This window comes from Clostridium sp. YIM B02551 (assembly GCF_022324735.1).
GTDB lineage: Bacteria > Bacillota > Clostridia > Clostridiales > Clostridiaceae > Clostridium_T > Clostridium_T paridis.
Window position 1 is genome coordinate 31,186 of record NZ_JAKGTF010000014.1, and the last position, 13,017, is coordinate 44,202.

Below are 13,017 nucleotides of genomic sequence, written 5' to 3' on the forward strand. Positions count from 1 at the left end.
CTTAGTCGAATCTTCTAAGAGTTGAGGAGACACGTAAATTCTTTAATGCATTATATATTATTCTCTCTTTTCTTTAATCTCTTCTTCCTTTAACTCCATGTCTAAAGATACAGTTTTACGTTCATAGCTTATTGCTGCAATAACTGTATTAAGATCCTCAAGTATTGATATTTCTTCTCCTACTTCTACATCACTTAATTTATATACAGAGCCTATTCCCCCATTTGAAATATCAAAATAAATAGCCTTAGGTAAATTTTCAGGTGCACATTTAACTTTAATAGATTTTTTCTCTTTTTGTACTACTGCTCCAGACTTAGTTACCAAGTCTTCTCCAGTAAACTGTATAGGAACATATGAAGAAATTTCGTTGTTTCCTTTTAATTCTTCTAAATCAATATGAATTATTTTTCTTGTAACTGGATCTCTTTGGACTTCCTTTATAATTGTCTTATGTGTTTGCCCATTAAAATTAGTTTCTAGAAAACCATGTTCTCCATGTTTAAATATCTCTTCATTTAACTCTAATTCTGATACTTCAAACATAAAGTTTTGAATTGATCTTCCATAAACAATTCCAGGTACATTTCCCATCCTTCTTATTTTATTCGCACTATTGTGAAGTTTTTCTCTATTTTTAAGTTCCATTTCAATCCCTCCTATTGTGTATTATTACCATTGATAAAATTTTTATACTTTCTTTACAAGCTTTTTATTGAAATGGACATAATAGTCAAATATAATAATATTGTTTCTAATTTATTTATGTTACGAAGGAGTTTGATATGTACAGATTTAATCAAGATGAAACCCCACTATTTAATGCCTTAATGGAATATGTAAATAATGATACTATTCCATTTCATGTACCAGGCCATAAAAAAGGTGTTGGTATTGAAGATAGTTTTAAAGAATTTATAGGAGAAAATGCCTTTAAGATAGATGTTACGGTATTTAAGCAAGTAGATTCCTTACATCATCCAACTGGTGCCATAAAAAAAGCTCAAGAATTAGCAGCTGATGCTTATGGTTCAGAAGCTACATTCTTCTCTATTCATGGAACTTCTGGTGCTATTCAAGCAATGATTTTATCGGTAGTTGGAGATGGGGATAAGATACTTATACCTAGAAATGTTCATAAATCAGTAACTTCAGGAATAATTTTAAGCGGTGCAACGCCAATTTTTATGACTCCTGAACTTGATAGAAAACTAGGTGTTGCTCACGGCGTTACCCCAGAAACTGTTGAAGCTTCATTAAAAGAACATCCTGATGCTAAAGCAGTTCTTGTAATTAATCCAACATACTATGGTGTATCTACTGATATAAAGAAAATATGTGATATAGTACATAATCATGGAATACCACTAATAGTTGATGAAGCACATGGCCCACACTTAAAATTTAATGAAAAACTACCAATGTCTGCTCTAGAAGCTGGCGCAGATATTTGTGCTCAAAGTACACACAAAATAATCGGTGCACTTACTCAGGGTTCATTACTGCATGTTAACAGTAAATTTGTAAGTCCTAAAAGAGTACAACAAGTACTAAATTTACTTCATACTACTTCCCCATCATATATTTTGATGGCAAGTTTAGATTGTTCAAGAAAACAAATAGCTCTTGAAGGAAAAGAACTACTTGATAAAACTATTGAACTTTCAAACTATACAAGAAATGAAGTAAATAAAATCCAAGGATTATACTGTTTTGGATCAGAGATACTTGGAAACCCTGGTATTTTTGCTTTAGATCCAACAAAATTAACTATAAACTGTAGAGAACTTGGAATAACTGGCTATGAGCTAGATAGAATTCTTGCAACAAAATATCATATACAAGTTGAACTTTCCGATCTTTATAATGTATTAGCTGTTGGTTCTTTTGGAGATACCAAAGAAAATTTAGATGCTTTAATTTCCGCTTTAAGGGAAATTTCTCATGAGCATATTGTAAAAAATAATATTAAACCTGATTTTCTTGATATTCCTGAAATACCTGAGATGAAAGTTAATCCTAGAGTTGCTTTTAATGCAAATAAAAAGAGCTTGCTTATAGAGAATTCTATAGGTGAAATAAGCGGAGAATTTCTTATGGCATATCCTCCTGGTATACCTATTTTATGTCCAGGAGAAATAATTACACCGGATATAGTTAACTATGTTAAAGATCTTAAAAGAGCTGGTCTTTATGTTCAAGGAACAGAGGATCCTAATGTAGAATATATAAATGTTTTAATTGACTAATTTAAGCTATGAAATAAAAAACTCTTGCCAAATGGCAAGAGTTTTTCTTTATTTTGTAGATTCAGATAATAATTCCTTAAAGTTTTCTTCATTATATACTTTGATATTATTTTTATTTAATAATTCTGCAGTTATTCCATTCCCACTTTTTTTTACCCCTTGAAATGTCCCATTATATATTTCTCCAAATCCACAAGATGGAGAATTCTTCTTTAAAATAGCTGCATTAACATTATAGAGTTTAGCAATCTTTAATGTCTCTTCTGCTCCTTTAGTAAACTCTTTAGTAACATCATTACCGTTTTTAGTAATTACATTACCTAATTCATCAATCTCCGCAGGAGGTCTAGGAGTTGTGAGACCCCCTAATTGTTCTGGACAAACCAGAACAATTTCATCTTTGTCGATAAATTTTAAAATATCATTTACTTCATTATTTTGTCCGTTATATTTACAATTCACTCCTAGTAAGCATGCGCTAACTATTATCATTTCTCCACCTCCCACTCTGGGCAAAGCTTTTTTAACTAAGCTTAACTACTGTTACTCCACTTCCACCTTCACCATATTCTCCTAATCTATATTCCTTTACATGAGGATGGTGTTTTAGCATATCATTTATTGATTTTCTTAATACTCCTGTACCTTTACCATGAATTAATGAAACTTCTCCAAGGCCAGCTAAGTATGCCTCATCTAAATATTTATCAGCTGTATAGCAGGCTTCTTCTGAATCCATTCCTCTCAAATCTACTGAAGAGCTTACTGATTTTAAATTTAAACTTACTTCTCTCTTAGTTTTTTTCTTCTCCTCTTTTACATCCCCAGAGGCAACTAAATCCTTAAGTTTTACACTTATCTTCATTATGCCTGCTTCAACTTTTACTTCTCCTTTACTATCAGGCTTTGATATAATTACTACTTTTTGATTTAAAGATGGTAAAAATGCTTCCATTCCAAGCTTTACTTCTTTAATTTCTTTGCCATTACTTTTAGCTGATGGAGTTACTTTTTCCTCAGTACTATCAAGTTTATCCCTTAATTTTCCTCTTTCTTCTTCAAGCTTTCTCCTTGCTTCAGATGATCCTCCTAATCTTTCTAATTCTCTCATATTTTTTAGGATTTCATCAGCCTGGTCTTTTGCATCTCTTAAAAGCTGTTTAGCTTCTCTTCTAGCTTCTACAAAAGCATTCTCCCTCATTTTATCTAATGATTCTAATTTACTGTTATACTTATCTCTTAATTTTTCTGCTTCTACCCTTAATGCATTTGCCTTTATTGCCTCTGACTCAGCCTTTATACTCTTTTCTTGTAGGTTTTGGATTAAATCTTCAAATTCCAACGATTCTGATGATATTAATTCTTTAGCACTATGAATTATATTTTCATCTAAACCAAGTTTTCTAGAGATTTCAAATGCATTTGATTTTCCTGGTATACCAATTAGCAATTTATAAGTTGGCTTTAATGTATCTACATCAAATTCTACTGAGGCATTTTCTACACCAACAGTTTTAAGTGCATATGCCTTAAGTTCACTATAATGAGTTGTAGCAACTATTTTACAATTTCTTTCTCTTAAACATTCAAGTATCGATATAGCAAGTGCTGCTCCTTCAGTAGGGTCAGTTCCTGCTCCAAGTTCATCAAATAATACTAATGCATCACTTGAAGCTTCATTAATTATTTCTACTATGTTTTTCATATGAGATGAAAAGGTTGATAAGCTTTGTTCTATACTTTGCTCATCTCCTATATCAGCATATATATTTTTATAGAAACTTATAACTGAACTTTCTTCTGCAGGAATTAATAACCCACTCATACCCATAATATGAATTAATCCAATAGTCTTTAGTGTAACTGTCTTACCACCAGTATTAGGTCCTGTTATTATAAGCGATGTAAAGTCTCCTCCTAAATAGGATGTAGATGGAACAACTTTTCTCTCATCTATAAGTGGATGTCTTCCTTGTATTATATGAAATGCTCCATTTGCACTAACCTCAGGAGCAATAGCTCTAATTGAACTTCCATATTTAGCTTTTGCAAATATAAAATCCAATTCTATTAAAATGTCTAAATTTCTTTTTACTTCTACCTTATTGTTATATATCATGCTTGAAAGTGCTGATAATATTCTTTCAATTTCAGCTTTTTCTTTTAACATTAGTTCTTTAATTTCATTATTTAAATGCACTAGATTCATAGGTTCAATAAACAATGTAGCTCCCGAAGAACTTTGATCATGTACTAACCCATTAACCTGCCCTTTATATTCAGCCTTTACTGGAATTACATATCTATCGCCTCTCATACTATATAAATTATCTTGAAGATACTTGGAATTTTCTCTTATTAAAGAATTTACTTTTTCTCTAATGGATGAATTCTTCTCCTTAAGCGTTCTTCTAATATTATATAATGAAGCACTAGCTCTATCCGAAACTTCCTCTTCAGAAACAATTGCATTAAATATTTGATCTTCAATGTTTTTTAAAGGTCTTATATTTTCACATATTTCTTCAAGTATTCTGTGCTGCTCTTCCCCCTCTTTTCTCTTTATATACTCTAAGAAGTTTCTTGAAGACTTAAGTACATTTCCTATTCTTAGTAATTGAGATGGATTTAATGTAGCCCCTTTAGCTGCTCTAGATACCCCATCTCTAACATCATAAAATCCTTCAAAAGGAGGATTCCCTTTTGTTATAAGTAAATGGATAGCTTCCTTTGTTTCTTGTATGTGTTCACGTACTTCATATATATTTTCATATGGTTTAAGTTCATCAATTATTTCTCTTGATGCTTCTGTTATCGCATATTCTTTTATTCTATCTTTTATTTTATTAAACTCTAGTACTCTTAAAGATCTCTCTTTCATTTTATACTCCTTTATTCAACTCCTCTTCTATAATGTCCCTTTGTATATTCACCACTTAGAGAAATTGAGTTATTTTTAATGGATTTAAGTATGTTAGTTACCTCTTCTTTAGATTCATCTATAAAATCAAACCTAAAGCTAGTAACTCCTTTCTCTTTTAATTCATCTATTTCATTTATTAAGTTTAATGTATCTGGATTATATATATATGCTCTGCAGAATTTATCTGTAAGCATCCTAAAATCTTTATTCATTCTGTCTCTTAATATAAAGTCCTCATTAATGCACGGTGCAGAACAGTTATTACAGGAGCTTTTCCCACCAACAGTTGATCCTATTGGGCAATATTCTGATATCATTACTTCTGTTTTGCCGTATACACTCATTCCAAAGTTTTTTTCTTTTCCCAATACATCTAAGATTTCTTTCCTATTTAGTTCTTGACTAATATACGGATACACATTGTTTTCCTTGAAGAATTTAATAGTATTTGAATTAAACATATTGCTCTTATAATCACTTATTATATTGATTTTCCCATTGAATCTTTTAACTATTCCTAAATTAGTAGTTATAATTCCACTAAATAGTAAGATATTCTCTTCTATATCCTTAACGATTTGATTATATTCATTTTTTATTATATGAGGAAGCTTTAAGTAAATATTTTTATTTTTAACCTTTTTTACATCTTCAATTGTAATACCTTTATTGCTTTTATTGTATATATTAACACCTATATTTTGCTCTCCAGAATCGAGAAGCGCTTCTAGTTGCTCTTTAGTATTAACAATGAATAGCTTTTCTGGAGCCGTTACTTTAGCTTCAGAACCAAAAGAACTATTAATTTCTCTAGAGGACTTCAAGGTTCTTTTATACTTTGATATTTCGTGAGCTTGAATTTTTTCAATTACTTTTCTTCTTATTTCATTTAGTGCAGAAATAGGTAAAAAGCCTTCGTCATATTTTTCAAATTTAACATTAACTATTTTATAAGGATTATCACCAGATTTAGTTATAGAGTCAATAATTCTTTCTTGGGATAAAGGTCTTTTTTCAGCCTTTTGAATTATTTCTCCTTTTTCAGAAAATGTTTTATCTGCATATTGCACTGTAATTTCAATAGGCTTTCCGACTTCAAAAATAACTGTGCAATCTAAATTTAATTTTTTACCAAAAATATTATTATATGATTCACTTAAGTTCTTTAACAGTAGAGTATCTGAGGTCTTAAACAATTCATCCCCTCTATGATACTGCTTAGGATAAATAATGGCTTTTTCACCTTTGTAGGCAATTTCTCTTATTTCTCCATTAACTTGAATTTTTGAAACTACAAAGCCACCCTCACCAACACGCACACCATCTTTAAGTGATAAATCTTCATGAAGTACCACTTGATTCTTCTCATCTACTTTTCCAAGTAATACCCCTGTGTTCTTAGGGAACTTATATGCCATCATATCTTTTCCCTCATTTTTATATAGATATGCCTTAGAAAAACCTTCTCTATTAAATAGTTTTAATAAAACATCTTTACCTTTTTTATTTTCTCCTTCATCAACGGCTTTTCTATATTCCTTAACCACACCTGCAACATATTCAGGTCTTTTCATCCTACCCTCTATTTTTAAAGAACTCGTTCCTGTAGAAATAATTTCTTTAATATCTTCTATTGTACAAATATCCTTTGGGCTTAACAGATATCCTTTAAATTCCTTGTTTCCATTTAAGGATTTTAGAGTATAAGGTAATCTACAGCTTTGAGCACATCTCCCTCTATTACCACTTCTTCCTCCAATCATTGAACTCATTAAACACATTCCGGAGTAACATACACATAGCGCTCCGTGCACAAATATTTCTGTTTCAATATCCAAATCCTTAGATATATATTCAATTTCTTTAAGGGAAAGTTCTCTTGATAAAACTATTCTCTTAAATCCCTTTTCTTTTAAAAATAATGCTCCATCACCATTGTGTATAGTCATTTGTGTAGACGCATGTAGTTCAAAATCAGGTAATATATTTCTAACTAAATTAAATAGTCCAAGATCTTGTATTATTAATCCATCAACCCCGATTTCATATAAAAATTTAATATATTTGATTGCTTCTTTTATTTCATTTTCTTTTATAAGAGTGTTAATAGTAATATATATTTTTAGCCCATACATATGAACATAGTCTACAGCCTTTATCATGTTTTCTTCATTAAAATTAGAGGCATAAGCTCTTGCTGAAAACTTATCTCCTCCTAAATACACAGCATCCGCACCATTATTTATAGCTGCATATAAACTTTCAAAACTTCCCGCTGGTGCAAGTAATTCTACCTTTTTCATCTTTTCATCTCTCCTGTTAAAATTCCTTAACTTATCTAAGCAAATTTATTTTATGAAAAAAAGGAGCATTATTTACTCCTTTTATTTCAATTTATTTTTATTCTTTAAAAGTAAATTATCTTTTCCTTTTTCACTTGCTAGTTTAAATTGTATATCCATGTACTTCTTTTCTAAATCCAAAACTTTATACTTATAGTTATGAAGCTGTTGACTAATTTCCTTATTCCTATTGAATAATACCTTATTCTTATCTCTTAGCTCTTTATATTCCTTTTCTATCTCTTGTCCTTCTAGCTTTTGTCTTTCAGCTTCCTTTTTTAGTTCTTCTAAAATGTCTTTAGATTGATTTAATTCGAGAATCTCATTCTTTAATTGTTCGTTTTCTTTTTTTATTCTTTTATATTTTTCAGCTAAGACTTCGTATTCCATATCACTTTTATATAGTTCATCTGATATGTTAATTGCAGCAAGCACAGTAGCTGAAGGTTGATTTAATTTAGGGTTCTTATCTAATAATTCCATGATTTTAGTATTAACATATTCTGCAACACTCTTCATATATTTTTCATCTTCTTGACCCTTTAAATTGTATTCAATTCCATTTATTTTAACTATTACAGAACTCATATTCCACCTCTTTTTAAGGTTTTAACTTCTTTACATAATACAAACTAATTTTAGCATATAACCATGCATTTATCAATGAATCAAGCATTTACTTTATGAATAAATTAATATTTTTTTACTTTCTATATAACTGAGGATTCCCTCATATTTTATATTTATTACAATAAGTAACCCTGGAATTATTACTACATTCCAGGGTTACTTGTTTACATTTTTTAATTATCTCTTAACTGTGCTCCTAATTTATATTCTAAGCTTCTTAATATCTTATCATGTACCTTATTTACTTCTTTATCAGTTAAGGTTTTATTTTCATCTCTATAGGCTATAGCGTAAGCTATACTTTTCTTACCTTCTGGTATTTGTTTTCCTTTATAGATATCGAATAGTGTTACTCTTTCAACTAAGCTTCCTCCAGCTTTTACGATAGTATCTTCAATTTCTCCAACTAAAACAGCATCATCAACTAATAATGCAATATCTCTAGTAACTGCTGGGAATTTTGGAAGTGGTTTATATGCTTTTATTGTATTTGATACCTCATACAATACATCTAAATTTAATTCTGCCATATATCCTAAAGTGTCTATGCCATAGTTATCTAATAAGTCTGGATGTATCTCTCCAAAAACTCCTGCCTTTTGTTTTCCAACTAAAAGTGCTGCAGTTTTACCTGGGTGATAGCAAACATTGTCAATTTCTCTTACTAATGAAGTTCTTATAACACCTAATGCATCAAGTATGTTTTCTACTACACCCTTAAGGTCAAGGTAATCACACTCTCCATACATTCCTATTGTTAAAATATTATTTTCCTTTGGTAATGCATTTTCATTTTCATTTGGTATATAAGTTCTTCCAATTTCGAATAGTCTTACATAGCTATTGTTTCTTGAATAATTCCTTTTTAAGGACTCCATCATTGAAGGAATTGTTGTAGTTCTCATAATACTATAATCTTCGCCTAATGGATTCTTTATTTTAACAGTATTTCTTAACTCACTATCCTTAGGTAAATTTATTTCATCAAATACCTTTGGTGATACAAATGAATAGCTTATTGATTGATTAATTCCTGATGAAAGTAATGTTTCAATAACCAAATCATCAAGTCTTTCTTTTTTGTACTTTGGTTCTCTTTCAGTTGTACTAGTGCTTATAGTCATTGGAATATTGTTGTAACCATATATTCTTGCTATTTCTTCTGCTATATCTTCTTTAATATCTATGTCTATTCTAAATGTAGGGACTTTAATAATAAGTTCATCTCCATTTATACTTGTTATTAACTCTAATCTATCTAAGAAATTCTTCATATCTTCGCTAGATATTTGTGTTCCTAAGAACTTATTTACCCAACTTGAAGAAACCTTAAGTTCCTTTTCTTCTTTAATTTCCGGATATACATCTATAGTTCCATCAATAATCTCTCCACAGCCAAGTTCTTCAATTAATGAACATGCTCTATCCGCTGCTAAAAGTGCTAAATTAGGATCTATATCTTTTTCAAATCTTGAAGATGCTTCTGTTCTTAAATTTAGCTTTTTAGAATTTACTCTGATGTTGGTTCCATCAAAGTTTGCAAATTCAAATATTACTTCTGTAGTATCTTCTTTTATTTCAGAATCTAAACCACCCATAATACCTGCTAATGCTATTGTTGTTTCTCCATTTTTAATACAAAGCATAGTATCATCTAAGTTTCTTTCAAGTTCATCTAGGGTTGTGAATTTTTCTCCAGCTTTAGCTCTTTCAATAACGATATGATTTGAACTAATTTCCCTCTTATCAAAAGCGTGCATTGGTTGACCTAGTTCTAACATTACAAAATTAGTTATATCAACTATATTATTAATAGGTCTTACTCCTGCATCTAGTAGTCTTTCTTGCATCCAAGCTGGTGATGGAGCTACTTTTACATTTCTTACACCTCTTGCTAAATATCGTCTGCAAAGTGAATCATTTATAGTAACCTTAAGCTCATCATTAATATTTTTATCTTTTACTACTGAATATTTTAAGTTTGGCATATTAAATGATGTACCTAAAGTCGCAGCAGTTTCTCTTGCTATTCCGATCACGCTTAAACAATCTGGTCTATTAGATGTTATCTCAAAATCAATAACTTCCTTATTAAGGCCTAATACATCCTTAATATCTCTTCCAAGTTGAGTTTTAGGATCTAAAATCATTAGCCCATGTACTGGTTCATCTCCTGCAATACCTAATTCCTCCTCAGAACACATCATTCCATTTGAAACAACACCTCTAAGTTTACCTTTTTTGATCTTCAAATCATTAGGTAGTATTGCACCATGTAATGCTACAGGAACGATATCTCCCTCTTTCATATTATTAGCCCCTGTTACAATTTGAACTAATTCTTCTGCTGCTACATCTAGTTGACATATTACTAATTTCTCTGCATCTGGATGCGCCTCTATCTTAACTATTTTTCCAGTAACCACATTTTTAATTTCATCTCCTGAAATTATTACTTCTTCAACCTTTGAACCAGATAGTGTTAATCTATCCCCTAGCTCTTTTCCGTTAATATCTATATTTATATAATCCTTTAGCCAATAAACTGGTACTTTCATATAATTACTCCTTTCTATTCTAGAACTGATTTAAAAATCTCATATCACTTTCATATAGAAGTCTAATATCATCTATGCCATATTTAAGCATAACCATTCTATCTACTCCAAATCCAAAAGCAAATCCGCTATAAACCTCTGGATCAATTCCACAATTTCTTAAAACTTGAGGATGAACCATTCCACATCCAAGTAGCTCTATCCAGCCTGAACCTTTACAAACTCTGCATCCTTCTCCTTGACATACAAAGCATGTAGCATCCATTTCGGCTGATGGTTCTGTAAATGGGAAGTGGTGAGGTCTAAATTTAGTTTGCACCTTATCTCCAAACATCTTCTTTGCAAATAATTCTAAAGTTCCTTTTAAATCTGCAAATGTAATTCCCTTATCTATAACCAATCCTTCCATTTGGTAGAATATAGGTGAATGTGTAGCATCTACTGCATCACTTCTATATACCTTTCCTGGTGAGATCATCTTAATAGGTGGAGTTTGTTTCTCCATAACTCTTATTTGAACTGGAGATGTTTGAGTTCTTAAAACTAAAGAATCATTCACATAAAAAGTATCTTGTTCACTTCTTGCAGGGTGATTCTTTGGAATATTTAAAGCCTCAAAGTTATAATGATCTAATTCTACTTCCGGACCATCTTCTATGGTAAATCCCATAGATATAAAGATTTCCTTCATTGATTCTAGTGTTAAATCTAAAGGATGTCTTTTACCAATAGTATTTTTCTTACCAGGCATTGTTATATCAATAACTTCATTAGCAATTTTCTCATTTTTTTCTTTATCTTTAATTACTTTTGTTACTTCTTCTAATTTTGCTTCAATCTCAGCTCTTACTTCATTTGCTAACTTACCAATGAGTGGTCTTTCATCTGCTGAAAGCCCTCCCATTCCTCTTAAAATTGAAGTTAATTCTCCTTTTTTCCCAAGAAACTTTACTCTTAGATTTTCAACTTCTGATGAAATCTTTGCATTTTTTAATTCAGCTAAAGCAGCCTCTTTTATTTCAACTAACTTTTCTTTCATTAAAAATTCTCCTTTCTTTCTTAAAAGTTATATATTAGGTTTTTATGTTCAACTAATAACTTATCCATGCCTGAAATCAAACAAAAATAAATTAAGTTTCCTACAAAAAACCCTATATTAGGCTTTAATTTTAAGATTAAAACCTTATAATACAAAATAAAATCCCCGTCCCAAACAAAGGGACGGGGTATCCGTGGTACCACCCTAATTAGCATATGCTCACTCATTAAATAACGGTTTCCCGCTAATGACTACTATTTTGTGTTTCCAAACCTCTAACTAAAAATTAGTTTTCATCAAAGAAACTAAAAACTTCACCATTAGGACTCCTGAGGGAACTTCAATATAAAAACTACTAAGAAGGCTCTCAGTCTATGACCTTCTCTCCCTTAAGAAGTTTACTTATATCTACTTTCTCATTCACAGTCTTTCAATATAAATTTCATAATAAAGATTATACTCATAATTTTACTAGAATTCAATACCTTTTAGCATATTTTGTCTTATTCTTTCATAAATCATTATCGCCGCAGCAGTTGAAACATTTAATGACTCTGCTCCACCAGGCATTGGAATTTTAACTAATTTACTTGATAAACTATAAATATAATCGCTTATTCCATTTCCTTCATTCCCAACACATATTACTAAATTATTAGTTATATCCTCTTGAAAGAAATTTTTATCTGTATCTAAACTTGAAGCCAAAATATCATAACCTTGATTTTTCAACCCATTAATTACTTCAAAGTTCATATCCTCTATAATTGGTATATGAAATATCGAACCCATTGTTGATCTTAATGTTTTATCATTATATGGATCAACTGTCCCTTTTGTGATTATAACTCCTGATGCCCCAGCTGCATGAGAGGTTCTAATTATAGTACCTAAGTTACCTGGATCCTGAACCTGATCGCATAATACATAAAATCCATCTTTCTTTATTTCTGAATTTTTTACATTTACGACCCCCACTACTCCTTGAGGAGCTTCGGTATTACATAACATCTGTAGTAACTTGGAATCTAATAAAAAAACCTTTGTGTTTTTTAGTTCTTCTTTATTAAAATAAATATTAAACTTTTCTATTTCATTTTCAGCAAGAAATATAATATCTACAGAACAAGTACTTTTAAAAGCTTCTGATAAAAATCTAAAACCTTCAACTAAAAACTTACCTGTTTTCTTTCTTTCTTTCCTATTTTTTAAATTTTTAGCTTCTTTAAAAATAGAATTTTCTTTGCTTTCTATTTTAATCAAAATATAAGTACCT

The 13,017-nt window shown here is 30.4% G+C and carries 9 protein-coding genes and 1 other annotated feature; of the genes, 1 reads left to right on the plus strand and 8 read right to left on the minus strand.

Translation table 11 applies throughout. The annotated features are described in order from the left end of the window. Window positions 1-57: 57 nt before the first annotated feature. The gene (locus L1S47_RS16345) at window positions 58-648 is read right to left on the minus strand and encodes a 50S ribosomal protein L25 (RefSeq protein ID WP_238884815.1); all 591 of its coding nucleotides are present in this window, start codon (window positions 646-648) and stop codon (window positions 58-60) included. A 137-nt stretch (window positions 649-785) separates the two neighbouring features. Between L1S47_RS16345 and L1S47_RS16350 the strand changes: the two genes are divergently transcribed. After that, window positions 786-2,249, plus strand: a complete 1,464-nt coding sequence (locus tag L1S47_RS16350; protein WP_238884817.1) for an aminotransferase class I/II-fold pyridoxal phosphate-dependent enzyme — start codon at window positions 786-788, stop codon at window positions 2,247-2,249. Between the two features lie 48 nt (window positions 2,250-2,297). On the opposite strand, the gene L1S47_RS16355 is transcribed toward L1S47_RS16350, so the two are convergent. The 7 genes from L1S47_RS16355 to L1S47_RS16385 all read right to left on the minus strand — a co-directional run bounded on the left by L1S47_RS16355 (window position 2,298) and on the right by L1S47_RS16385 (window position 13,004). After that, entirely contained in the window at window positions 2,298-2,741 is a 444-nt protein-coding gene (locus L1S47_RS16355) for a DUF523 domain-containing protein (protein ID WP_238884820.1), read from the minus strand. Window positions 2,742-2,772: 31 nt separating this feature from the next. Next, window positions 2,773-5,130 (minus strand): endonuclease MutS2, encoded by a 2,358-nt coding sequence (locus tag L1S47_RS16360; protein WP_238884822.1) that lies wholly within the window; start codon window positions 5,128-5,130, stop codon window positions 2,773-2,775. A gap of 11 nt (window positions 5,131-5,141) precedes the next feature. Beyond that, window positions 5,142-7,475, minus strand: coding sequence for a U32 family peptidase (locus tag L1S47_RS16365; RefSeq protein WP_238884830.1), 2,334 nt, complete (start codon window positions 7,473-7,475; stop codon window positions 5,142-5,144). 81 nt (window positions 7,476-7,556) lie between these two features. After that, the gene (gene zapA / locus L1S47_RS16370; protein ID WP_238884832.1) at window positions 7,557-8,102 is read right to left on the minus strand and encodes a cell division protein ZapA; all 546 of its coding nucleotides are present in this window, start codon (window positions 8,100-8,102) and stop codon (window positions 7,557-7,559) included. Window positions 8,103-8,317: 215 nt separating this feature from the next. Next, on the minus strand, window positions 8,318-10,702 hold the full coding sequence (gene pheT, locus L1S47_RS16375; RefSeq protein ID WP_238884834.1) for a phenylalanine--tRNA ligase subunit beta: 2,385 nt from the start codon (window positions 10,700-10,702) through the stop codon (window positions 8,318-8,320). A 19-nt stretch (window positions 10,703-10,721) separates the two neighbouring features. Beyond that, on the minus strand, window positions 10,722-11,741 hold the full coding sequence (gene pheS / locus L1S47_RS16380) for a phenylalanine--tRNA ligase subunit alpha (protein ID WP_238884857.1): 1,020 nt from the start codon (window positions 11,739-11,741) through the stop codon (window positions 10,722-10,724). A 175-nt stretch (window positions 11,742-11,916) separates the two neighbouring features. Next, window positions 11,917-12,174 (minus strand) — a binding site (T-box leader). Window positions 12,175-12,212: 38 nt separating this feature from the next. Continuing rightward, window positions 12,213-13,004: an RNA methyltransferase gene (locus L1S47_RS16385; protein ID WP_238884860.1), complete on the minus strand. Its 792-nt coding sequence runs from the start codon at window positions 13,002-13,004 to the stop codon at window positions 12,213-12,215. Between the last annotated feature and the right edge of the window lie 13 nt (window positions 13,005-13,017).

What these genes read in the sequence shown, in the direction of transcription:
- L1S47_RS16365 (WP_238884830.1), bottom strand. Translation starts at nt 7,475, where the DNA reads ATGAAAAAGGTAGAATTACTTGCACCAGCGGGAAGTTTTGAAAGTTTA.
- L1S47_RS16345 (WP_238884815.1), bottom strand. Translation starts at nt 648, where the DNA reads ATGGAACTTAAAAATAGAGAAAAACTTCACAATAGTGCGAATAAAATA.
- L1S47_RS16350 (WP_238884817.1), top strand. Translation starts at nt 786, where the DNA reads ATGTACAGATTTAATCAAGATGAAACCCCACTATTTAATGCCTTAATG.
- zapA (WP_238884832.1), bottom strand. Translation starts at nt 8,102, where the DNA reads ATGAGTTCTGTAATAGTTAAAATAAATGGAATTGAATACAATTTAAAG.
- pheT (WP_238884834.1), bottom strand. Translation starts at nt 10,702, where the DNA reads ATGAAAGTACCAGTTTATTGGCTAAAGGATTATATAAATATAGATATT.
- L1S47_RS16355 (WP_238884820.1), bottom strand. Translation starts at nt 2,741, where the DNA reads ATGATAATAGTTAGCGCATGCTTACTAGGAGTGAATTGTAAATATAAC.
- L1S47_RS16360 (WP_238884822.1), bottom strand. Translation starts at nt 5,130, where the DNA reads ATGAAAGAGAGATCTTTAAGAGTACTAGAGTTTAATAAAATAAAAGAT.
- pheS (WP_238884857.1), bottom strand. Translation starts at nt 11,741, where the DNA reads ATGAAAGAAAAGTTAGTTGAAATAAAAGAGGCTGCTTTAGCTGAATTA.